Annotated in this window: 16 protein-coding genes and 1 CRISPR repeat array; of the genes, 6 read left to right on the top strand and 10 right to left on the bottom strand. The window is 37.0% G+C overall.

The annotated features are described in order from the left end of the window. Positions 1-274: 274 nt before the first annotated feature. The 4 genes from AC3B6B_RS05495 (at position 275) to AC3B6B_RS05480 (ending at position 2,545) form a co-directional block, all read left to right on the top strand. Entirely contained in the window at positions 275-826 is a 552-nt protein-coding gene (locus tag AC3B6B_RS05495) for a dihydrofolate reductase family protein (RefSeq protein ID WP_489757663.1), read from the top strand. 170 nt (positions 827-996) lie between these two features. Further along, positions 997-1,353: a cyclophilin-like fold protein gene (locus AC3B6B_RS05490; protein WP_489757662.1), complete on the top strand. Its 357-nt coding sequence runs from the start codon at positions 997-999 to the stop codon at positions 1,351-1,353. Positions 1,354-1,517: 164 nt separating this feature from the next. After that, a complete protein-coding gene (locus AC3B6B_RS05485; RefSeq protein WP_489757661.1) occupies positions 1,518-2,153 on the top strand; it encodes a uracil-DNA glycosylase in 636 nt (211 codons plus the stop codon). A 299-nt stretch (positions 2,154-2,452) separates the two neighbouring features. Next, on the top strand, positions 2,453-2,545 hold the full coding sequence (locus tag AC3B6B_RS05480; protein ID WP_489757660.1) for a type I toxin-antitoxin system Fst family toxin: 93 nt from the start codon (positions 2,453-2,455) through the stop codon (positions 2,543-2,545). 290 nt (positions 2,546-2,835) lie between these two features. After that, positions 2,836-3,861: direct repeats of the CRISPR family, unit length 36 nt; unit sequence GTTCTAAATCTCATTGATCTAACAACTATCTAAAAC. A 32-nt stretch (positions 3,862-3,893) separates the two neighbouring features. On the opposite strand, the gene csn2 is transcribed toward AC3B6B_RS05480, so the two are convergent. The 10 genes from csn2 to AC3B6B_RS05430 form a co-directional block, all read right to left on the bottom strand. Continuing rightward, positions 3,894-4,562, bottom strand: a complete 669-nt coding sequence (gene csn2, locus AC3B6B_RS05475) for a type II-A CRISPR-associated protein Csn2 (RefSeq protein WP_489757659.1) — start codon at positions 4,560-4,562, stop codon at positions 3,894-3,896. Further along, positions 4,559-4,864, bottom strand: coding sequence for a CRISPR-associated endonuclease Cas2 (gene cas2 / locus AC3B6B_RS05470; RefSeq protein ID WP_489757658.1), 306 nt, complete (start codon positions 4,862-4,864; stop codon positions 4,559-4,561). Before cas2 ends, csn2 begins: the two co-directional genes overlap by 4 nt. Continuing rightward, positions 4,842-5,750: a type II CRISPR-associated endonuclease Cas1 gene (gene cas1, locus AC3B6B_RS05465; protein WP_489757657.1), complete on the bottom strand. Its 909-nt coding sequence runs from the start codon at positions 5,748-5,750 to the stop codon at positions 4,842-4,844. Before cas1 ends, cas2 begins: the two co-directional genes overlap by 23 nt. A gap of 217 nt (positions 5,751-5,967) precedes the next feature. Next, on the bottom strand, positions 5,968-10,173 hold the full coding sequence (gene cas9, locus AC3B6B_RS05460; protein ID WP_489757656.1) for a type II CRISPR RNA-guided endonuclease Cas9: 4,206 nt from the start codon (positions 10,171-10,173) through the stop codon (positions 5,968-5,970). A 64-nt stretch (positions 10,174-10,237) separates the two neighbouring features. Beyond that, the gene (locus AC3B6B_RS05455) at positions 10,238-10,426 is read right to left on the bottom strand and encodes a hypothetical protein (RefSeq protein WP_489757655.1); all 189 of its coding nucleotides are present in this window, start codon (positions 10,424-10,426) and stop codon (positions 10,238-10,240) included. Between the two features lie 180 nt (positions 10,427-10,606). Continuing rightward, positions 10,607-11,902 carry an asparagine--tRNA ligase gene (gene asnS, locus AC3B6B_RS05450; RefSeq protein ID WP_489757654.1) on the bottom strand — a complete coding sequence of 432 codons (1,296 nt, stop codon included), beginning with the start codon at positions 11,900-11,902 and terminating at the stop codon, positions 10,607-10,609. 197 nt (positions 11,903-12,099) lie between these two features. Further along, complete coding sequence (locus AC3B6B_RS05445) at positions 12,100-12,576, bottom strand: cell wall elongation regulator TseB-like domain-containing protein (protein WP_489757653.1); 477 nt, start codon at positions 12,574-12,576, stop codon at positions 12,100-12,102. Further along, complete coding sequence (locus AC3B6B_RS05440; RefSeq protein ID WP_489757652.1) at positions 12,573-15,344, bottom strand: helicase C-terminal domain-containing protein; 2,772 nt, start codon at positions 15,342-15,344, stop codon at positions 12,573-12,575. Before AC3B6B_RS05440 ends, AC3B6B_RS05445 begins: the two co-directional genes overlap by 4 nt. A 5-nt stretch (positions 15,345-15,349) precedes the next feature. Further along, positions 15,350-19,033, bottom strand: coding sequence for a helicase-exonuclease AddAB subunit AddA (gene addA, locus AC3B6B_RS05435; RefSeq protein WP_489757651.1), 3,684 nt, complete (start codon positions 19,031-19,033; stop codon positions 15,350-15,352). Further along, a complete protein-coding gene (locus AC3B6B_RS05430; RefSeq protein ID WP_489757650.1) occupies positions 19,033-22,506 on the bottom strand; it encodes a PD-(D/E)XK nuclease family protein in 3,474 nt (1,157 codons plus the stop codon). Before AC3B6B_RS05430 ends, addA begins: the two co-directional genes overlap by 1 nt. A gap of 89 nt (positions 22,507-22,595) precedes the next feature. Here AC3B6B_RS05430 and mvk point away from each other — a divergent pair, with 89 nt between their 5' ends. Together mvk and mvaD are read left to right on the top strand one after the other, a co-directional pair. After that, positions 22,596-23,522: a mevalonate kinase gene (mvk, locus tag AC3B6B_RS05425; RefSeq protein WP_489757649.1), complete on the top strand. Its 927-nt coding sequence runs from the start codon at positions 22,596-22,598 to the stop codon at positions 23,520-23,522. A gap of 10 nt (positions 23,523-23,532) precedes the next feature. After that, complete coding sequence (gene mvaD / locus AC3B6B_RS05420) at positions 23,533-24,492, top strand: diphosphomevalonate decarboxylase (protein WP_489757648.1); 960 nt, start codon at positions 23,533-23,535, stop codon at positions 24,490-24,492. Positions 24,493-24,510 lie beyond the last annotated feature (18 nt).

Below are 24,510 nucleotides of genomic sequence, written 5' to 3'. Positions count from 1 at the left end.
AGCATACTCAGTTAGCTTGACTTACAGTTAACTCTAGGTTTTATGCTACAAATAATTATTATTAAATCTTATGAAAATAGGTGACTAAATTGCGTCCCAAAATCACACTTCATATTTATACTTCCCTCGATGGGCGGATTACTGGTAATTTTAGTACTGCTTTGTCAGATCATAGTGCAACAAAATTCTTTCAAACCATTGGTTTTCAAAAAAAAATCCGCATAGTTTTCACTTTCAGGGTTGGATTTATGGTAGCAATACCTCCAAATCCTATTTGGCGCCAGGTCAATTTATTGCTGACCACAATACTTCTAGCATCGTTCCTGCCGGTGATTATCTGATTAACCAACAACAAAGTTGCTATTACATTGCATTTGATCGTCACGGTTGTCTTAATTGGTCCCAAAATACTACTGCTTATGCTGGGCAAACTGCGTTTGTGATTGAAGTCTTGACTAACCAAGCATCCAATTCCTATAAAACATTTTTACGGCAAAAACAGATTCCCTATATCATTGCGGGAGAACAAGAAATTGATCTAACACTGGTGTTGCAAAAATTAGCTGCTGAATACGGCTTAGACAATTTGATGTTAGGCGGTGGTGGACTGTTAAATTGGAGTTTTCTTACCGCTGGTTTGATTGACGAAATTAGTTTAGTCGTGGCGCCAGCGATTGACGGTCAAGAACATACTGCTCGCCTATTTAATTCCCAGTTTAGCCACGATCCAAAACCCATTGGTTTTAAATTGCGTTCGGCACAAGTCATCGCTGATAATGTCCTATGGTTAAGATATATTCCTCTAAATGTTAGCCAAAGAACTTGAATAACCGACAGTTGCGACAGAAGTGCTTAGAAGCGGGGTTTAACCTTCCAGTATGAATAATAAATATCAGCCTAAATTTACAAAATTTGTTGTTTCAACTCTTCTCTTTATCAGCACCTCAGACGATTTGCGTCACTATATATCAAAATTTTAATTTGAAAGGATTTTCAATGACTACAACAATCCAAATTATTATTAATAACGATGCTTATTTTGCACAAATTAATGATTCGCCAACCGCTCAGGATTTTCTTCAGCTGCTTCCACTAACACTAACTTTAAAAAATTATGGTCAGACTGAAAAAATAGCTGATCTCCCGACTACATTAAATACTCAAACAGCACCGAGTGGTAGTGCCGCTCAAGTTGGCGATATTACTTTATATGCACCTTGGGGCAATTTAGCCATTTTTATTCAGAATTTCGGTTATGCAAAAGGTTTAATTCAACTAGGCCATATCCAACAAAATGGCGCTCAATTAGCTAATTATCCTAATAACACCATTGCTTACTTTGAACGGCAATAGTACCAGTTAATTTGAGTAACTTCTTAAACCAAAATACTCCATTATCATTAGGTATACGCCTAACTATAATGGAGTATTTTTATTAATGAATAAACATCTTAATACAAAAAGAATTATACTTAAATTTATTAAGCATTGTTATTTTAAAAGGAAGCGTAAAATTAGTGAACTATCCAAAAGCTTTAATTGCCGCAGTTAACCGGCGCTCACAAGCATTTCAACTAGAAGGCCTGAACGAAGGTGCCGGACCACAGTACCCTACTTTAATGTTAGTTGGCGAAGCTCCCGGTAAAGATGAAATTGTAACGCACATTCCCTTTCATGGTCGCTCTGGGCAAGAATTAATGAAATCTTTAGCCCTACTGCAATTAACTCGCGATGATGTTTATATAACCAGCGTCGTGCGTAGTCGTCCCTATAAAGTGGTACAAGTTTTAGACAAAAAGACCCACCAATTAGTCACCAAATATCCTAACCGCAAGCCAACCCAAAAAGAAATCCTAGCGCAAGCACCATTTTTTGATTACGAAGTCAATTGGGCTCAACCCCAAATAATCGTCACTTTAGGCAGTACAGCAGCCCAACGTATTTTAGGTACTAACCAAAGTTTAACTGATATTCACGGGCAAATCTTTAATCAACCCATTCAACAATTAAATGCTGCCAAAGATGCTTATCAATGGTCCGCCAAAAAATACCAAGTTTATTGTACCTATCACCCCGCCGCCATTTTTTATAACCGGAAATTAGCAACTCAAATTAAACACGATTGGGAACAATTAACATCATATATTAAGTAGTTATTGCGCTTCAAAGGCTCAGTGTACGGGTGGGTCTCCAAATATTAAAATGGGTTAGAAAGACAATTTTAATCATGCTCAGCTTTTATTGCTGGTATGATAATTGTTTGTTATATAATTTAAATTAATCTTGCCAGCGACTATTGAAATAAAACTTATTTTTAATTATGACGTTTATCAAATACTATTTAAATAGTATTTCTTGTTCACAGGTTAAATTCTAAATATTATTAATCTAGTAAAATATAAAACGCTTTCTTAGCGATTTAATATTTAGGTTGCAGCCCTGACACAGCAACATGAGGATGGTACTTTTGTTTGCTAATATTATAGTGCCGATTGTTGTCGGAATTGCTATTGCCACCTTTACATGGTGGATCAATAAACATTAATTGACGCAAAATAAAAAGACATCTAGTTACTGTCCAAGGTCGACTAGGTGTCTTTTTTGTGTTGCATTCATGTTCTCTAATATCCTTGCATGTTCATAATAACACATTTATTTCTGAAATCCTACAATTTGATTATGTATTAGCTCCCATATGGGAGCTCTTTATTGCTTACCACTGCCAATCGCATATAAAGCTGGTAGACATTCGTTACCTGCGACTTGATAGCACCAAGAATCATTAATTTAACAACTATCTAAAACTGTAAAAATATCAAGTATTTATCCGAAATAGTTCTAAATCTCATTGATCTAACAACTATCTAAAACATACACTCTAAAACCACCGTAATTTGATTTGTTCTAAATCTCATTGATCTAACAACTATCTAAAACATTAATTCTTACAATCCTAGGACAAAAAAGGTTCTAAATCTCATTGATCTAACAACTATCTAAAACCTTTGCTCGGCAACGAATCAATTAAGTAATGTTCTAAATCTCATTGATCTAACAACTATCTAAAACCCTTTTCGAACAGCAGTTAAAAATTCAAGCGTTCTAAATCTCATTGATCTAACAACTATCTAAAACTAGTAGATTAGCAAAACGCAAGTTGAAGGGGTTCTAAATCTCATTGATCTAACAACTATCTAAAACGGGTGGTGGTAGGTAATGCCATTTTTTAACGTTCTAAATCTCATTGATCTAACAACTATCTAAAACATTAAACAAACAAATTGTAGCGTAAAAAAAGTTCTAAATCTCATTGATCTAACAACTATCTAAAACCATATTTGATATACTGTATTTGTAAATTGAGTTCTAAATCTCATTGATCTAACAACTATCTAAAACTATAGCGATTGTTCGATTGCTGGTGTTGCAGTTCTAAATCTCATTGATCTAACAACTATCTAAAACTATAGCGATTGTTCGATTGCTGGTGTTGCAGTTCTAAATCTCATTGATCTAACAACTATCTAAAACACAGTATTAGATCGATATGATGATGATGGCGTTCTAAATCTCATTGATCTAACAACTATCTAAAACTAATGATATTGATGTGAAAGATTATGACCAGTTCTAAATCTCATTGATCTAACAACTATCTAAAACTATAGTGATTGTTCGATTGCTGGTGTTGCAGTTCTAAATCTCATTGATCTAACAACTATCTAAAACCCTTATCTTGGTTTAGAATAAGTATAACACGTTCTAAATCTCATTGATCTAACAACTATCTAAAACACCGCATAAAGAATCTTTCATTTATAATATGTTCTAAATCTCATTGATCTAACAACTATCTAAAACCGATTTTCTATAATCTAATTTTAATTTAGCTACTAATACCAATCAACAAGATCATCATCAATGTAGTATAATTGCACTCCCTGCGGGATTTTCAATAAATCAGGAGTAGCAAACTCTACGACAATTAAAGTTAAATTTAGCTCATTAATTAATTGATTTATTTCAGATAGCTCCTGTAATTCTAAGTAATTAGCGAGGTTACAGATTACAGGAATTGTTTTCAGATGACACATCTCATGAATTTTTAAAACAGTCTTTATTATAGCACACGGATCAAGTAATATTTTTTGATCCAGATGTAGTTCCACCATTTTTAATAACTTTTTGAGATCTTCATCAAAATTAATTTCTAATGGCAAATCTTCTAGTAACAATGAATCTTGCAAAATTGTTTCCAAATTATGAAAAGCGGTTAATATTTTGTTGCGATTAATTTCATCTAAATTATCCATGTAGCTTTTAACTATCTGCGTTAGATATTTTTTAGTAACATCACCACTTAATAATGGATCCCCAACGAAATCAAAAGTTTTAGGAATTTCTAACTGATCATATTGATCATTAGTACAAAGCAGCAGTTCATTTTGATTTTGAAAACCTTGAACTATATCACGATAGGCAATGGGACTATTAGTGACAATCATTTTTAAACCATTATTCTGCCACTGCCATTGCTTATGCGTTAAATAAGACAAAATCATAAAATCACCGTCCGATCCGAAGTATTTCGAACATCTGTTAATGGTTTCCCTACCAGAAAATGCATATCATTATATTGCTTCTCCGTCACCATTAATGACTGCACAACTCCGCCTTGCGGTAGAAAGTTTCGCACCCGATTTTCCAAAAAAGTGGCCGTTTGGCGTGTTACACAAACACGTTCATAAACAGAATATTGTATCATTAAAAAACCTTCGTTAATTAGTTTTTTCCGAAATTGGCGATATTCTCTTTTTTCTGCTGCTGTTTCCATTGGTAAATCAAACATTATCATTAAGCGCATTATTCGGTACCTCATCTGTCACACTCATTTCCATCTTAATTTCATCAATCTCACCACTCAAATACTTCAAACAATCACGTGTATAAATGGTGATGGCATTCTTTAATAGTGTTGTTTTGCCGTTGTAAATTACTTCTAGACTCAATAATTCTACTAATCCGTATTTAATGTCTGGTGTAAACTCAGTAATTTGATCATGAGCTTTCATCCAATAGTCCACCAATGGTCGAAAAGGTTCCATCAAATCGGAACCCAGATTAAATTCATTTTCATCCGAATGATGATGAATACCAAAGTAAGTTAAATAACCTTTCACTGCAATCTCTCGATCAAAACTAGCTAACAATATCCCGTAGCCATAATTTAATGCAGCATTAATCGCGTCGAAACTCCGACGCACAAAATGTTGACCAAATAATGCCATAAAATATTTACGAGCGACTACCGCTTCCCGATTAGTTATGTCATCTAGTTCTAAAGCATCTAATTCGGTCCGTAACTCATGCGAGTCGATTTGATAATTATCTAAAACTGCAATTTGATTTCTAATTTTCCAATTAACAATTTTTGTCCACAAAATTTGCCGTCGCTGCTCCGGCCAAGTAAATTGCTGTTGTAATTTTTGTAAACTTCGACTACCAGGATAATAATCCATCGTTTCCGTCACGGGTTGATAATGATCATCAACAAAAATAACTTTTGTTTGATTTTGGGCCAGCTTACTAATTAACGCACTCGTTATCACTGCTTGTGAAGTGGAGACTAACAATAACTGAATATCAGCAATCGGGATTTGATTAATTCCATCACGGGTCTGGACAATCATCATGTTCATTGAGTACGTCAATTTCGCATGTTGAGTAATAATTACTGAACGCCACGCCATATTTTAATTTCTCCTTGTCTTTTAATTTTATTAATGCTATATTTATCTTGTTGGGTAGCTCCCAACAATAAATCTCATTGATCTAACAACTAGATTTAAAATCAAACAATGCATTCTTCGAATGCAAAGTTTCAACACTTATCCCTAACCCTATGGCTGGGATTTTTTTATTGCTCAAAAATAGAAAACCCAATCGCGGATTCTCTATTTTTTTTGCTTATAAATCAGATATCTTAATCCGCTTTTCAAATAAGCCTGATGGTGATTGATAGATTAATTTAGCATCGGGAGATAATGTGATTCCTGATCTTTTTTGTATAAAACCTAATGGAGTATTTTTACTAAATCCAACACTAGTCAAGTTACCGAAAGTTGGATTATCATGCAGGCCAATCAACATTTGTTGTAAAACATATTCTTTGTCTGCAACTTCCAATGCTAGAAATTTATCGTAACCATTGTGTAATTTTTCTCGTGCCTTACCGACATCAAAAAGTGGCAGGTATTGATCAACTTTAGATAAAACTTCATTAAATGCTTGATTCAAAAGTTGATCTTCGTCATCATCCGTTTGAAAATGCTTTTCAATAACTCGCATGGATTCATGAGATAAAGTCAATTGCTTAGCATTATACATATACTCAGCAGAACCCAACATAAATTTCTTATCACCGTCCAAAACAACTTGTTTATATGGAACTTTACCCTTAACAATCGAAAAATCTTTAACGCCTCGTTTACTTAAAATCGAATTTGCTAATTCTTGCTTCAAAAGAGCGTCATATTCTGCTGTATTACGAGCCTGTTTTAACTTTTCTAAAGTCCGCATTGGAACTCCAACCACTTTATAAGTTGACTTTTTGGCTTTATCAATTTTGACAATAGCCATATAAGCTTTTGTATTATTTGAATAACCGCCATAAATTTTAGGATCCATTCCTTGAGCTTTTGGAATTAAACTCCGCGATTTAGCTGTATCACGCTCCAGCCTTGGGTAAAGCGTCATCTTGAACATTTCTTGATCTTGAACGTAAGTTTCCCGCGAAATCAGCATATGTTTAAAACTATAAGCTCGCCGTAAGGGATCAAAAATATCAGGATGCTTTTGAAAAAGTATTTCACCTGTATCTTTGCGACACAGCTGCTCTGGTGCTGGCTGATTAGGTTTGTCTTTTTGCAATAACAAGTAAATAAAGTTAAAACTACTCAACTCTTTAATACTTTGGCGTTCTTGTTCCGGATCAGAATTAATTTTTTTAAACTTGTTATAAACGAACAGTGGGCGAAGTTTCGGATACATTTGATACAAATAATTACCACAAACTGCAGTTAAATAAGCATCAATTGCATGATGGTAATCATTAACCGAGCGACTCTTGTATAGATTGAGGCGTTTTCTTAACTCATGATTATAGCTAGCCTTAACGGTAATAACTTCAGTATTGGGATATTTCGTCTGTAAAATGATGGTAACTAACTTAATCACTTGGTTAGTTTCGACTAATTGCCGATTCACGAAGCCAGAACGTTGATATTTATTTAAGTTATCTGGATCTAATAATAGGTTATTCAATTTAAATTTACTAATCATACCGGCTTTTTGCCACTGCTTCCACATAGCTACAACACTCATCTGCAAATCAGGAACAAAATTTGAACCAAAAAGCTTCAATGGAACATTATCCGATTTAGCATTGTTATTTGCTGAAGCTGTCAAAACTCGATTATTTAAAGAATCATCTTTAATAAATGACTGAGGCAAGATATGATCAATCTGATAACCCGTAGTAATTTCATCAATATTAATTCGTTGACCAGTGTAAGCATCCCGGCCGCCTTGCATAAAGTACAGATAATATTTATCCTTCACTAATTGCTTATTAGAAGTGGCTTGCTTTAAACTCTCAGCTAAGCCCGGTTCTACCAATTGACCGGCAGTCTTTTGATAAGCTTCCTGTAATTGTTTGCCCCGTTGCTTAGACAACTGCGGATTCTTCTCTGGCTCACGAGTAAATTCAATTGCAAATTGCTTAGGCGTCTTGCCACCAGCGGCTTTCACAATATCGGCTACTACTTTCATAACTTGGCGAATGGCCTTTTTATTAGCCGGTGAAGTATAAGCATCTGCTAACACATCTTCAATGGCATCAGTTTGATTATCCTGGATCAAATTAGCATTAGCCTGTTCCGTTGCCGCTTTGAAATCAGGTTGCTTAACAATCTGCATGAAGTTTTGTTGGCTATCCCACAGTTGCTCCATGATATTTTGCCCATTTTGATCATGAAGACCGACTAATAACTTCCGTGACAAGCGTCCCCAGCCCTGATAACGTAAACTAGATAAAGCTTTAACTTGTTCATCTGTTAACCAGGCAATTTCTGATTGTTGAGCTTGTTTTAACTTAGCTTGATAAATTTCACGATCTTCAAAAATTGTTGCCCATTCAATAATTTTTTCCAAGTCCAATTGATAATTCTGATCATCTAGCTTATCACCTAAAACACCTAGCTTATTAAGCTGGTAGTAAGTCGCTAAACTGGAATTAAATTTGGTTGGGTCTGCCAAACCTTCAATTTTAACAGTTGGTAAGTGATAATTCTGCTGTAAATAATCAGACAATCTCTTCTTAGAAATTGTTTTATGTTGCTTAAATAAATGATTATAAATATCTTGTTTAATATAAGGTTTTAACCGTTGGCCATTAACTCTAATATTATTTAATTCGTTTAACACCGTGAACTTTTGATACAACAAACTATTGGCGGGTAAAACATCCTCACCTAGTAAATAAGTGTCTTTAGTGGTCATACGCTTAATAAATTGATTAGCGGTAGCCATGCGATCCACTTTTTGATCAAAGTTCCACGGTGTAATGGCTTCATTCGGATTAGGATCTTGGCTATTACGAATCATCCACGCAAAATTTGCTCCTGAACTTTTTTGTTGTTCTTGATTGGTAATCATTGGTCCTACATAATAGGGCACGCGAAAACGCACTAGTTCGTCTAATTTATAAGGAGCTTGGTTCAAATGCTCAGTTACGGGATTAGGTTCCTTTAAAAATGAGTAATATTTGCTTTGATTTTGAATAATCCGATCCAGTTCAATCTGATGTAATTGATACGGAATGACTCCATTAGCATTAGTGCGTTGCTTAGGCATAAAAGTATCTAAATCTATTTCCGTCGAGATTTGTTTAGATTCGTCAGAATCGTCCAAGTTAGCTTTAACATTTTTATAAAATTCGTCTTTGCTTAATTCCTTAGTTGTGTTAAATTCTTTTTTGGCTTCTAATAACTTGCCGTGTCGATTATTTACATATAAGTCATAAGCTAAACTTAATTTTTTAGCCTTTTGGTAATCCGAATGATTAGCGATTACCTTTTTTAACAAACTAAGGTCTTTTTTATGATCTTCATACTTTCTAACCATTGTTTCCGATAAAGTCTTGCCTTCATCGACTAAAGTACTTAAAGTTACGGCCCCAAATAATTGCTTAATCTCTGTAATAATAGCCTGTTGTTGGTCGTCCAACTGATCAGCAATAGCTGCCAATTTATCATCAGCATCTGTATCAATTAATTTAAATTCCCATTCCTTTTTTGCATCCGTATCTATCTCTTGACCTAAAATCACTTCAAAAGAAGCTTTATAACCCAAAATAGCATTTACAATTTGCTTAGCAATTGCTTTATTGGTTTTAATAGTTTCCTTAGTGTCATCTGGGTTATTAGTTATCAACAGTGCGGTGATTTCTTTTAACTTATCTGCTTTAAATTTTTTTGAATCTCGTAGTACATCTTCAATGGCTGCAGCATTCTCAATGGCTAATTGTAGTGGGTGCTCTACATTAATTGCTGCAAAAATATTATTCAAATGTTCTAAAGTTGATTGCACATCAATTTTGGAAGCATTAAAGCTCTGCACGGATGTGTTTTGTAAGAAATTTCCCCGATATTTTACAATATGATGAATTACTAAATAAACCAGACGCAAATCAAATTTGCGATCTTGAGTCATTAGAGCTTGACGCAAATGATAAATCGTTGGATATGCTTGATAGAATGTACGATCTTCCTTAGGCGTTGGAAAAATAATCGCCTGGGCACTTTTTCTAGAATCTAAGGGTGACAACCCTGATTCTTTCAACCGTGCAAAAAAATACGGATCAACTTGTGCCATTTCAGAAGCAAATAACTCTTCCAATAACCCTAACCGCCATTTGCGCCGTTTTAACCGGCGACGCGTTGTGCGAAATCCTCGTCTTTTAGCCGCAGTCTCTCCTTCTTCAAATAAGCGCGCCCCGATTGCGGTTTTACCTTGTAAATGTAATAGCTGATTTTTAACATCCATAACTGCATAACCACAGGAATTAGTTCCGATATCTAATCCTATTATGTAGTCTTGTTTAACTTTGGTCATTAATCTATCTCCCTTTATATCTAGAATTAAATGAAAATACTTCAACATTTTATATTATAGTATTTTAATGTAAAGAAAGACAATTAATTTTGAATGAATTAATTTCTAAAGTTTTTACTTGTCTGTAACCATCTGATAATGACTTAGGTGAAGTACTGAATTTACTCTTACTTAAAATTTTAGTTGCAGATTGAATAAAATTATTTTTCGACAATCTAGTTAAAATTAATTCATTAGCTCCCTTTTCATCCACAAAGCATAGCTTCCTTTTTATTACATAAATTTTTAGTTTTCAAATTAAAGCTTAAGGTTACATGAATAAGACTGTCCAAGAAGAATTTTAGCTTTTTAATTATTCAAGTTGAAATCGCAAAAAAAAGATGCCGAAAGTTCTATCATCGACATCTTCAAATTCAAAATTTATTTTTATTACTTATGGCCGCAATCGATTGATCATCCGTGGAAACGGAATAGCCTCACGCAAATGATCTAAATGACAAATCCACGTAATAGCCCGTTCTAAGCCCATGCCAAAACCAGAATGCGGCACAGAACCGTACTTGCGTAAATCTAGATACCAATCATAATCATCCAGATTCATGCCTTCTTTTTCCATCTCAGCTTTCATTTTGTCATAATCAACTGCCCGTTCAGAACCACCAATAATTTCGCCATAACCTTCCGGTGCTAATAAATCGGCACAAACGTAAACATCATCACGATCTTGCGCTTCTTTCATATAAAATGGCTTAATAGTTTTGGGATAGTTTAAAACAAAGACTGGTTGTTCAAATTGGTCAGAAATATAAGTTTCTTCGGGCGAGCCAAAATCGTCGCCCCATTTAATATCAAAACCACCCTTTTGACACATTTCTACTGCTTCATCGTAAGAAATCCGCGGATAAGGTAATTTAGTATAGCGTTCCAAAATTTTCGGATCACGATCCAATAACTTTAATTCATACTGACAATGGTCTAAGACCGCTTGAACCAAATAACTAACATAGCGTTCTTGTACCTGTAAACTTTCTTCTTGATGCATGAAAGCCATCTCCGGCTCAATCATCCAAAATTCGGTTAAATGCCGCCGCGTTTTGGATTTTTCCGCCCGAAAAGTTGGTCCAAAAGAAAAGACCTTGCCATAAGCCATGGCCCCAGCTTCCATATATAATTGACCACTTTGTGAAAGATAAGCTGGATTATCAAAATAATCCGTCTCAAATAATTCCGTCGTTCCTTCGGGTGCCGTTCCCGTCAAAATCGGCGGATCCATTTTAATGAAGCCTTCCTGCTTGAAGAAGCGGTAAGTGGCATCAATAATTTCATTACGAATTTGCATAATAGCAAAGGGCCGCCGTGAGCGTAACCACAAATGGCGATGATCCAACAAAAATTCAATGCCATGTTCTTTCGGCGTAATGGGAAAATCTTCACTTTCACCAATAACTTCTAAATTAGAAACTTCAATTTCATAACCAAAATGTGAACGATCATCTTGATGAATAACTCCAGTAACATAAAAACTGGTTTCTTGACGTAACTTTTTAGCAACATCAAATAATTCTTCACCAACATCATTCTTCACCACAACACCTTGAAAGAAGGCTGTACCGTCACGCAATTGCAAAAAAGCAATCTTACCTGATGAACGCTTATCAGTTAACCAGACACCAATCTTCACTTCTTCATTAACATGATCCTTGGCATCAATAATTCGAATTGTTTCCACTACTTAGCCTCCAGTAATCTTTTGTTCATTACTTATAATTAATGATTAAAATTTATTCGCCTATTAAAAATTATAGCAGATCTTGACCAGATTGGTTAGGTGCATTGTTCATTTTACAGCTGGGGGAAAATTTTCCATTTTCTTTACAGTGCTCCCAAGATCAGCAGTTTGAACCAACATCGCTTTTCTAAAATAAGCTACAAATTATTAATTACTTGTAAAATTTTCGTATTTTTAAAATTGATCAAATAATAGCCTAACGTATGATTCTTATTCCGATAGGTTACTTCCCACACCAGCCGCTTTTTATCATAACCCAGGGCCACCTTATTAATTTTTTGGGGATGTTGATGCTCCTGAACCGTTTGTTGGACTTGCTGTACCAAATGAGGACTACCAGCAATGCTTTTAACAGCACCCGTTTGACCATTAATCAAAACATAAAAATATTGCTGCTGGCGATTTTTACCACCGACAGTAAAATATTGCTTTTGGCGGTCAAATTCGGAGTAAAAATTAACTTGTTCAATTCCGACCTGGGTTTGCGCTACTTTAATGGCTTGCTTTTTAGCAGAACTATGTGGCAGCACCATTAAGTATAAACTACCAATTAAGATAGCAATTACTACAATAATTCCGCCCCAAATTAACGAACTTTTCCATTGTCGTTTCATTTTTTCACCACACTTAGTTGTTGACTGATTTGTGCAACAGTTAAATCTGTCCGTAATAGCGGTAAATCTAACTCTTGATAAATTAGTTTACCATAATGTGCCGTCTGCAAGCGTTGATCTAGAAAAATTAACGTACCTTGATCTTTGGGACCGCGAATTAAACGTCCTACTTGTTGCTTCAAGCGACGCACAGCCGTCGGCAAACTTTCCACTTGAAAGGCATTATGACCTTGACGTTGCCAATATTGATTTTTAGCTTTCACAAACGGATCATCCGGTGCTTCAAATGGCAATTGCGTAATAATCACTAATTTTAAATGTTGCGGAGCTAAATTTAAGCCCGTACCAAAACTAGTTGTCGCTAATAAAATCGCTGTAGGATTTAAAGCAAAGCGTTTCTGTAACCGCCGGTTAGAACCCGAAATTGATTGTGCTAAAACCTCACGTTCATCAGTTAACCCGCTTATTTGCACAGCTTGATAAACTGCTTGCAAAGTCCGCAGAGAATTAAATAAAATCAACGTCTGCGTAGTCTGTGAGCGTAGCAATTCTACCAATTGCTGACCTAAAGTTGCAGCAAAATCAGTTTTGGCGGGGGCGCTAGCATCACTTGGCAGATAAACCTTTAAACGCGTTGCTACGGGAAAATCAGCTTGTAAACTTAACTTATTTTTTTGAGCAATGGGCGCTGTATAACCTAATTGCTGCAAAAAGTTTTGAAAACTATGTTGATATTTTAAGCCTGCTCCTAACAAAATGACCGTAGCAAACCGGTCCTTTAATGCGTCCATCACTGCTCGTTGATTAAAAACTTGCGTCGCTAATGTTAAACTATCCCAATTATGATAATCAACCATCGTGATAATAACCCCGCCTGTCTGCTGCTTGGTCAACTGCTGGATGATTGATTCTAATTGTTGTAGCTGCTGTTGCAATAATAAATACTCATTAGTAATTTGCTGTAACAAACGGTCAACAGCTAGTAAAGAATTACGTTTCGTTGCTTGATATAATCTGAGCAACGGCAAAACGACCGCTAATAAAGCTTGAAGAGCTTGTGAACATTGCTGCAAATAAGTGATTGTCGTCGCCTGAATTTCCGTCTGTGAAATTCCTAGTTGCACAGACCCACTTCTCTGCTGCAAAGTTAGCTTTTGTTTGACATAATTAGTCATTAAATCTGCACTTAAGCGGTGCAAACTAGCTGTTAATTCGCCAAACTTTTGTTCAAACTCGGTCAAATTCGTATAACGCCACGATTGCCAGCGATTTTGCTGAAAAAATTGCCGTAATAGAACCCGGTTTTGGTACAATAAATCACTCAAATGTTTCAGTGCTGTTTGCGTCGTTGCCAAATTGAATTGCGCTTGCGGTTGTAAAGTTTGTTGTAATAAATTAGCTGCCTCATCAACAATCACGCTCTGAGCAGTTTGCCAAACATCTAAATCCAAATGCCGTAATAAATAATTTTGGTTGGTCACAATTAAAGAACTTTGTCGGGCTGTTTGTAATTGGCGGTGCCAAAAATCATATTCCATAAATAAACCACTAGTGCGGTGACCCGAACTGCGTAATAAACGAAAAATTTCCGTTTGATCATTTGTAATATTTAATTCTTGTAAATTACCACTGGTCGTTTGGGTCAACCACACCAAAATTTTCAGCAATAATAATTTAGTTTGCCGACCTTTTGTCGTTTGGGTTAATAACCGATAAAAATTATCTAAATCTAAATAATCCTGTGCACTAGATAACTGCGCCACTTCATAATGACGCTGTCGCAATTGTTCAATTTGCGGCCAGTCCTTTGTTAAAATTTGTTGTTGCAACAACTTTGTTGAAGTGGCAACGACTATTTTTTGACCTTGATCTAACTGATAACTAACTGGCAATAAATAACCCAAAGTTTTGCCTAACCCCGTCGGGGCATCTATTAGTGCCAAAGGCGCTTCTTGCGTCAATTTACGTTGAACAAAGTTCATCAATTTAGCCTGTTGTGGACGCCATTGTAATTGTTCTTTAAACAATGCTAATTTCTGTTTTTTAGTCACCGGAAAAGTAGCGGACGACAAGAAACTTGCACTCGTGCTCAACGGTTTTTGTAAAACAATCTGGTGGCTCATCACTAAATTGTTCGGTAGGCTTTGCTTCTCATTCAATAACGGCTGGGCCACTTGCGTAATAAAGTCCCCAGTCTGTCGTAAAAAGTTTGGTGCTGCTTTGACCAACCATCTTAAAGTGGGCGCTGGTAATTTTAACAAGCGCTCGCGTAACTTTAAAAATAAAATGGCTGTTGCTAAGGCATCACTGTCAGCTTGATGCGGTGCTAAATGATCAATCTCTAAATAACGTGTCAAATCAACTAATTTAAAACTAGGCGCCTGCGGTAACAACACTTGCGCCAATTCCACCGTATCAATCGCCGCACAATTAAGTTGAGGTAAATTGGCCGCAGTTAATTCAGACTGTAAAAAGGGCAAGTCAAAATTAACATTATGCGCCACAAAAGTGGCATCCTTTAATAATTCAAAAATGGACTGGGCATGTTTTTGAAAAACCGCTTGCTGTTGCAGTTGCTCGTTAGTTATTCCGGTTAAATTACTAATTCGTTTAGTTATTGGTTGCTCTGGATTAATTAAAAAAGTAATCTGATCTTGGATTTGCCAATTTTCAATCACAACCGCTGCAAACTGAATAATTCGATCATTATCTTGACGACTAGTTCCCGTGGTTTCTAAATCAACCACAACATACTTTTTATTCTTCATACAGTCTAGTTTACCTTAATTATTTGATTAACGGACAATAAACAAAGGAATTTATCTACTACCGGTAAGTGCAAAATTTGTTGGGCTGCTTGTTGATACAAATTGAGCTGCCCCGAATATTTCTGTACAATTTGTTGGACTGAGTGTTCCCCTGTAGCTTGCCGTAAATTAACGTGATCAGTTTTATAATCAAATAACACTACTTGTTGGGCTTGATTAACAAATAAACCATCAATGATTCCGTGGACTAGAATTTGATCATCACCTAGTTGTTGTTGGGGAAAAATTTGTTGGGCCGGCAAAACCATCGAAAAAGTCCATTCTCGGTGTAAGGTTTTTTGATTTTCAATAATCTGCTGTCCTAAAGTAGAAGCATAGAAGTTTTCTAAGCTGACAAAGTCAATCTGTTGCGCCACATTGGCACTCAACGCCTTTTGTGCCACTAATTGTTGGGCCAAAGCCTGAAAATCTTGCTGCGTGGGGGTCTGCGTTAAAGTGATTTTTTGCAATAACAAATGCGTAGCACTCCCCACATCAACTGGTGTCACCTGGGATTTATCCTGACTTAAAAACCTCGGCCGCTTAAAATCATTTAAGACATAACGTTGACCGGAAGTTGACTGGGCTTGTAAATCTAAAGTGGGTAAGGTTTGATCATCGGGATTCGCAAATAAATGCTTGATTTCGGAGACGGATTGATAAGCAGTCGTGGTGGTAGCAATTTGTTGAGGATATTGAAAGCCTAAAATTTGCCGCGCAGTTTTCAGAAAAAGATCATCCATTACTGGTGCACTAGTCGCAGTTGTTTGATCATTGGGGTGTGTTAGTAGCGGCTTTTTCTTTTCTAACGGAACTGCCATAAAGCGAGCCACAAACTGAAAATTACTATTTTTTTTAGGTTCAATCACTATGGTTTCAGCTTGCTGTTTCAACGTGCCGGCTAAGGCCAAAATGGGCTGGATCATCTCTTGAAACGAATGAAAATTGGTCCGCAAACCAATATCTAAAACGGTTGTTTCGCCAGTTAAACCTAGGTGCCATTTTTCAAACGCCACTTCCGGATTATCTTTAACTGACCCCACCAAAATCAACTTTTGTTGAGCTCGGGTTAATGCTACATAAAGCAAGCGAATTTCTTCTGACAAAACCTTATTTTTTTGATTAGCTTTTAAAGCGGTCATCGGCAGGGTTTCATAAAAGATACGGTTTTTTGTATCTAAATACTTAATTCCCATGCCCTGCTGGGCATCTAATAAATACCTTTTTCTAACATCCATCAAATTAAAACTATGATCCAGATTTAAAACAAAGACAAGCGGAAATTCCAAGCCTTTACTACCATGAATCGTTAAGGCCTGCACTTCATCTTGTTGTCCATGGTGTTCAACTGGTTGACTCAAATCTTGATTGTTATCTTCAATGTGTTCAATAAAATGAATAAACTGAAACAGCCCCTTAAATCCTTGCTGCTCAAATTCATCAGCTCGTTGATACAAAGCGTGCAAATTGCTGACTCGTTGGGAACCGTTAGGCATTCCTTGCACATAAGACAAATATCCCGTCTTTAAATAAACCTGCCAAATTAAGGCGGCCAAACTAATTTTCGGTGCTAATCTGCGAAAACTGGTTAATTGCTCCATAAAAGTTGTCACTTTTTGCGTTAAGCGCTGCGCAAAAGCATTTTTTTGGTTATACTCTCGATCTTTTAAATAATGTTCTACTCGTTGATAGTAATTATCGCCACGTTGATTAATCCGTAAATATGCTAATTCATTTTCATCTAAACCAACAATGGCCGAACGTAAAACTGCTACTAAAGCAATATCTTGTTGAGGGTTATCAATAATTTTTAACATCGACAACATGACTTGCACTTCGGTTGCCTGGAAATAATTAGCAGCATCATGAACGACAATTGGAATTTGTGCTTGATTAAATTGTTCAATTAAATCATTATTCAAACTTTTTACCCGCGTCAAGATAGCAATATCACTATAACGGAGGGGACGTAATTTTTGCGTTTGCCGATCATAAACTTGAAAATTAGCCGCTTTTAACTCTTGAATGCGTTGAATAATCAATTGAATTTGTGCTTGTTCATTCGTCAAATGGCTCGCAGTCAAGGAAGATTGCTGTAAGAACAACACCTCGCTAGTAGCATCACACTTGGCGGGAAACTGACTACCAGCTTGCAACTGCGCCGTTTGGTCATAGTCGACCTCCCCTAAGGTTTGATCCATAATATGACGGAAGATTTCATTGACTGTGGCTAAAACATTGGGATGTGAGCGAAAATTAGTCGTTAAATTAATCAATTGACCAACAGTTGGGTCTTGTTGCATGGCTTGAAATTTATGCGTGAATAAAAATGGTGCTGCCTGCCGAAAACCATAGATTGACTGTTTAACATCGCCCACCATAAATAAATTACCGGGATTTGACTGTTTGATTTGTTGAATAATTGCTTCTTGTAATGGATTAGTATCCTGATACTCATCTACTAAAATTTCGTGAAATAAAGTTTGATAATATTCTCGGGCAACTTGTTGTCCTTGATAATCCACCTGCAAGATTTTTAAACAATAATGTTCCAAATCATTAAAGTCTAGGCTATGTTGACGCTGCTTTTGTTTTTGAAAAGCCGTTAAAAAGCGCTCTTCAACTTCTACCACTTTATCAATTAAATGTTCACTAGCTTGTAAAATTTGGCACCATTGATTGTTATCTAAAACACAATACTTATATTGCCATTCCTGGATTAATTGACTCACGATTTTTTTCTTAGCTTTAAACGGCTCCACAATGCTACTATCACTTTTAGCTTTAGCCCGTCCCTTGATCGGTGTTAATGCTAAAACGCGTTGGCGCAACTGATCCCACTTTAATTGCTTGAGATCAGTTAATAACGCATTAACTTGCTGTAACAACGTCTCAACACTGGTTTGATAACCATTTAGCTCCGTAAAATTAGTAGCTTGTTCGGCTAAATCACTGACTTGTACAATTAGATAATGCAATTGTTGTTCCAAAAAATCTAAAAAATATTTTTGATAAAAATTGGCGGCACTCACGTCACCAACTACTTGATAATCCGCGGCTAATTGGTGCAACCACTGTTGGGGATTTTCATTAGTTAACGCAAAGTCGGTTAATTTAAAAAATAAATTTTCCACTTCACTATCGTCATTACCCGTGGCAAAATTATTTTCTAATGCTAGAAAGTCACTATCGGCGGCTTGGTAATACGCACTGCGAACGTGCTGCCAGGCCCGTTCTTGGAGCAAAAAGCGTTCATTAGAGTCACTTAACAAACGAAAAACTGGATCTAAGTCGATTAAATAATAAAATTTACGAATTACTTGTAAACAAAAGGCATGCAAAGTGCTGATAGAAGCGCCCGGAATTTTAGCTAATTGGGCGCGTAAGTGCTGCACTAATTGTGGCTTGGTAGCTTGTTGAGCCGCCAGCTGAACTTGTTGTAATAAGCGCTGCTTCATTTCTTGAGCCGCTGCTTCAGTAAAAGTGACAATTAATAAGTGCTCAATCTGTTCACCCTGTTGCAATTGCCGAACAATACGTTCCACTAAGATTTTAGTTTTGCCGGCCCCAGCAGACGCTGAAACCAAAATATCACTGCCCGTAGCCATTAGTGCTTGGCGTTGATCTGCAGTCGGACTAAATTCTGTCATTACTTTTGCTCCTTTTCGTGCTGCAACAACTCAAAGAATTTTTTCTTATTCAATTTGGTTAAATTTCGATATTGATTTTCCGGTAACATGGCATCAAATTGCATAATTGGCAAATAATCACTATATTGCAAAGTGGTTTGTTGCCGGTTTAAACGTAAAGGACTGATGGCGTCAACACCTTGAAAAATTTGGTGAGCTGCTTGCTTAATCAACTTTTGATTAAAATCAACCATCTGTTGAAATTGGGTCGGACTCACCACTTTACTAGCTAAAACCCGATGTTTTTTTCCAATTTGAAAAACTTGTGACGCTGTCTCATCAATTGATGGATCTAACGCTAAGGCACTCTTGCCATCGTCAATAATCAAACCTTTATACTGATACTGTTTAAACCACAAATTAGCCGCTTGACTCAAATCGCCTTTCAAATCTTCAACATTGACTGCGGGATTTTGTAAATGAAAATAAAAACCACCAACCGGTAACATTGCGCCATTAAATAATGACGAATCATTTAATAAACTGGTTAAATAAGTCATCATCTGCAAGTCTAAACCGGCGTAAAACTTTTTAAAATCAAAATCTCGAGCGCTAGATTTATAATCGACCACAAAATAATAGTTCGGGTCACTTTGCAATTGATCAATCCGATCAATCCGCCCCCGCACAATAATTTGGTGCTCATCCGCTAATTCTAGACGCAAGGGTTGCAAATCATGCTGCGCCCCAACTTGCCCAAAAGTTACCTCGGTTTTCCACGGGGTAAATTGTGCGTCCTGAGCTTGTTGCCGTAAAACTTCCAGCGATTGTTGAACCGTCATCACCATCCGTTGCTGGATGAATTGTTCATTGTGCGAAAAGATTTGGTAAGCTGGCTGTGCCAAGACTTGTTCAATAACTTGTTGGGCAATTGTCTGTAACTGTTTTGCTTGCAATTCACTCCACGAAATACCTTGCATTTGTAATTGCTTCACCGTTAAGTCCATCACTTCATGAAAAAACGTTCCTTGATTAGCCGGCGTAATTTTAAATTCTGGACGCGGTTTTAATCCTAGACCATATTTCAAAAAATATTCGTAAGGATTCTGATAAAACGTTTCAAGTTGAGAAATGGAGACTGTCAATTCTTGACCGTACAATTGTTGACTAATTTGGGCTGTTAACGGAACAGCAATATTTTGATAAGATAAGCCGGACCAAATTTTAGACAAGTACTGCTGAGCGGCACCATCAGATTGAAAAAGTAAGTCTTTAATGGCCTGCCAAGCTGGGGCGACAGGAATTTGTTGGGTTTTACTATGACGATAAACAGCTAACAAATGATCCGCTGTCAAAACGGGACTACCTAATAATTGTAAAACCGCAGTCGGTGAAGTAGGTTCCACAAAGTCCACCACTTGTTCAGTAATTTGAAAATGCTGCTTTAAGATTCGCACATAAGGTGATAATTGGACGGCAGCTTCATTTTTAGTTTGCGCATAAGTAAAAATTAATCTTTGGCTGCTACTTAAAAAGGCCAGATCATGTAAATATGGTTCAAAACTATTTAACTGTTCTTTAGTGGGCGGCAGTGTTTCATCACTAGCCAGTAAAGGTTGTAAGGCCGCTAAATCATCATCACTAAACAAACTAACCGCTTCATTAACTTGTGGCATATCCTGGTCATTAGCACCTAAAATAATGGTAATTTTTCGTTGTGCGACTTGCTGTGCTCCTAAACCCGAGATTTGGACAGCATCTAACGCCGCCGGAATAGTTAAATACTGAGCTTCATCAAAACCATTATCCAAAACAATTAAAAACTCCGTAGCCGCAAATTTCTGAGTACCAAATAAGTCGACAAATTCGTCTAAAATCTGTACGAAAGTATTCACTACTTGCTCTGGCTGTTGACTCAACGCTAAATTTCCTTGATCAATGGCAGCTGTTTCCCATTGTTTGAGGTTAGCAAAGACTTGTAAATCAACTAGTAATTGATATAACTGGCTGCAAGCTTGTTGGACAGTGATTTCTTGTTGCACTAGTTGTTGTACTTGGTGATAAATATGGGCCACCAAATGCTTAATCGTATTAATTTGTTTAAATTGATGCTGAATTTCTGTTGTCGGATGCTGCCCTAAAGCCGCAAAGTCTTTAGCCGCAAGCCAATCCCTAGCTTGTAAGCCATGCGCTAAACAGTAATTATCCGTGAGGTCAACTGCTTGGCGATACTGTTCTAAGGTCAAATCTTGCGGTACTACTAATTCTGTCCGCAATAAGCGCATAATATCAGCGTATTGCAGATTATTTTGCACTAAAGCAAATAAACTATCAATCACATCTTTAAATGCATGATCACGCATCGAATGTGGTAAATCCACAAAATAACTCAAGCCTTGATTTTGAAAATACGGATCAATTATTTGTTGATAATCCGTTAAATTCCGTGCTAAAACCAAAAAGTCACGGTAGCGGTAACCTTGAGTCGCCACCAACTGTCGAATATAAGTAGTCACTGCTAATAACTCTTGTTGCTGCGTGCTAGCTTGCCAAATTTGTACTGAACTATCATCCTGCAATTGTTCCGGTTGTGGATGCGTTAATTGAGTATTTTGGGCGATCCAAAAGTCTTCCACGCAAGCTAAATCCGCCGTTACTCGTCGAGCTTGAGCCACTTGTGTTGTATAAGCAACATCTTCTTGACGACAAGTCTGCGTCAACCATTGAAAGACTTGTTGGGGGCGTTGAAAAAAAGGCGTTGTTTGTTGATCATTAACCGGATGATCTAAGGTCAGGCTTATTTCGACAGTCGCAGCATGAGTCAAAATAGCCTGTAAAACTAATAATTCCTCTGCCGAAAATTGTGTAAAGTCACTAATAAAATAATGTAACTGCTGTTGTTGGGGATCAGCCCGTAAAAACTGGGTTAACAATGTTAATAACTGGTGCTCATCATTATAATTCGTCGTGATCTTTTGCCAGTATTGCTCGTAAATTAAACTTAAATCTAATAGCTTTAAATGCAAATCACCAGTTTGTGAGATATCTTGTGCCATCATCTGTAAGCGTTGCGGCGTAATATGATTTTTGATGAAATTATCTAGTTGTTGTTGTAAATCTTGAATAAAACCAATATGTTTAACCTCACCGCCGTACAAATGTAATTGTCCAGCTTGTTGTTGCACAATATCAGCTAATAACATCACTTTCGTTGTCTGGGTTAACTGCGGACTTTGGTAAATGGGATCGTTGCGTAAAAAATACCACGCCAAGCGGGAAAAAGAAAAAACTTGTAGCCGATTGGTTGCAATAATCTGTTGGGGAGCGGATTTTAATTGCGTTAAAATCTGCACTTCCCGTTCAAACTTCACATGATCTGGCACTAACCAAATAAAATTATCTTGCGGATACTGTTTTAGTTGCTGCTTTAAGTCTTTTAACATTAAAGCGTGCTTGTCTTTTTGCATCGTACCCAAAACTAATTTTAATGACATGAAAACCTCCTGGATAAACTTTTAACGATGAAAAGGTGCGTTTTAAGTCTAAATTGTGTAAAATAAAAGACTATGAGAAAGGTGATTTTATGACGAATTGTGGTCAAGCCCACGGTAAAATAATTTTAATCGGTGAACACGCGGTGGTCTACGGCCAACCAGCCATCACTATTCCGCTCTTGGATATTCCCACCACAGTAACGGTTCAACCCATAACAACTGAAACAACTATTGCTTCTCAATATTATCACGGTTCATTAACCAATGTTTTACCAGAATTACAAGGAATTGCGACCTTAATTAAATTATTAATGCGCGATTTACCCATTACCCAGCACCTGCAAATAACCATTGCTAGTCAGTTGCCCATTGAACGTGGAATGGGCTCCTCCGCCGCCACTGGAGCGGCCATTACTAAGGCACTCTTTAATTATACACATACGCCTTTAGAACAGGCTACATTACTTCATTATACTAATTTTTCTGAGAAAATTATCCATGGTACTCCGAGTGGTGTCGATGCCGTCACCGTCAACTCCAAGCAACCGATCTATTTTATTAAAGATCAATTAATTCAGCCGTTTACCATGAATCTCTGTGCCTACTTAGTTATTATTGACTCTGGAATTACCGGGAACACGGGCCAAGCGGTTCATGACTTACGCGTGTTGAAACAGCAACAACCACAACTGGTCAATCAAAAATTAGCTACATTAGGACAATTGACTAAGCAAGCACAAACCTGTTTACAACAACAACAAGTCACGCAACTCGGCCACATTTTTACACAAGCCCAAACGATTTTACATGACTTAAAAATCAGTTTGCCTTTTCTCGATCAATTAATTCAAGTTGCTAATCAAGCAGGCGCGCTCGGCACTAAAATCACTGGCGGTGGTCGTGGCGGTTGTTTGATTGCCCTAGCTTCAGATCAAACTAACGCTCAAATCATCAGCCAGGCTGTCATGAATGCCGGTGCTCACCAAACTTGGATTCAATCACTTCAACAAAGATAGGAATTAATCAATGTCCACAACTACCACAGCTCATACCAATATCGCCCTCATCAAGTATTGGGGCAAAAAAGACCAGCAGTTACGCTTACCTTATACTGATAGTTTATCGTTAACTTTAGATGGCTATTATACGACGACGACAACTGAATTTATTGATGGTCCTCAAGATCAAATTTGGCTCAATCAAGAAATTGCGCCGGCCAAATTTTTCCAACGTACGCATCACTTCTTAGATTATGTTCGACATTTAAATCACTCCCACCGCGCCATTTGTGTGCAAACTGATAATCATGTGCCCACTGCTGCTGGCTTAGCCTCCTCAGCTTCGGGGTTTGCCGCTTTGGCTGGTTCTCTTAATAACTTATTTCAAATGAATTTAGACAAGACCGCGCTCTCACGCTTAGCCCGTATGGGCTCGGGTTCTGCTACGCGGTCAATCTTCGGGGGCTTTGTCCAATGGCATCATGGCACAGACGATCAAAGTTCTTTTTCTGAACCTATCCAACCACCTAACCAAATTCCTATTCGCATCGTGAGCGTGGTTTTTAATCAACAACCTAAAAAAATTTCCTCAACTCAAGGCATGCAACACGCGGTGCAAACCTCACCTTTTTACAAAGCTTGGCCCCAAATTGTCCAAACAGATCTGAATGCTATGCTTAATGCCATTGCCAACCAAGATTTGGAACAAATTGGCCTGATCTCGCAAAATAATGCTTTAGCAATGCATGCTTTAAATTGGACGGCTCGTCCTGGTTTTTCTTATTTTTCGGCAGATACCATAAGCCTCATCAATTTTTTGGCAAAATTAAGACAGCAAGGTTGCTTGGCCTATGCCACCATTGATGCCGGTCCGAATGTCAAAGTCATTACTTCTGATAATGATGTGGTAACGTTACAACAACAAATTCAAACCAATTTTCCGCAAGCTACTACGACAATTCTCAAACCGGGACCAGGAATTCAATAAAATTATGCTATAATATTT

The sequence above is a fragment of the Bombilactobacillus sp. ESL1197 genome (assembly GCF_058107145.1).
This window is presented reverse-complemented; position numbering and strand designations above follow the sequence as displayed.

What these genes read in the sequence shown, in the direction of transcription:
- mvaD (WP_489757648.1), top strand. Translation starts at nt 23,533, where the DNA reads ATGTCCACAACTACCACAGCTCATACCAATATCGCCCTCATCAAGTAT.
- AC3B6B_RS05490 (WP_489757662.1), top strand. Translation starts at nt 997, where the DNA reads ATGACTACAACAATCCAAATTATTATTAATAACGATGCTTATTTTGCA.
- cas9 (WP_489757656.1), bottom strand. Translation starts at nt 10,173, where the DNA reads ATGACCAAAGTTAAACAAGACTACATAATAGGATTAGATATCGGAACT.
- addA (WP_489757651.1), bottom strand. Translation starts at nt 19,033, where the DNA reads ATGACAGAATTTAGTCCGACTGCAGATCAACGCCAAGCACTAATGGCT.
- AC3B6B_RS05480 (WP_489757660.1), top strand. Translation starts at nt 2,453, where the DNA reads ATGAGGATGGTACTTTTGTTTGCTAATATTATAGTGCCGATTGTTGTC.
- cas2 (WP_489757658.1), bottom strand. Translation starts at nt 4,864, where the DNA reads ATGCGCTTAATGATAATGTTTGATTTACCAATGGAAACAGCAGCAGAA.
- cas1 (WP_489757657.1), bottom strand. Translation starts at nt 5,750, where the DNA reads ATGGCGTGGCGTTCAGTAATTATTACTCAACATGCGAAATTGACGTAC.
- AC3B6B_RS05440 (WP_489757652.1), bottom strand. Translation starts at nt 15,344, where the DNA reads ATGAAGAATAAAAAGTATGTTGTGGTTGATTTAGAAACCACGGGAACT.
- AC3B6B_RS05430 (WP_489757650.1), bottom strand. Translation starts at nt 22,506, where the DNA reads ATGTCATTAAAATTAGTTTTGGGTACGATGCAAAAAGACAAGCACGCT.
- AC3B6B_RS05445 (WP_489757653.1), bottom strand. Translation starts at nt 12,576, where the DNA reads ATGAAACGACAATGGAAAAGTTCGTTAATTTGGGGCGGAATTATTGTA.
- mvk (WP_489757649.1), top strand. Translation starts at nt 22,596, where the DNA reads ATGACGAATTGTGGTCAAGCCCACGGTAAAATAATTTTAATCGGTGAA.
- csn2 (WP_489757659.1), bottom strand. Translation starts at nt 4,562, where the DNA reads ATGATTTTGTCTTATTTAACGCATAAGCAATGGCAGTGGCAGAATAAT.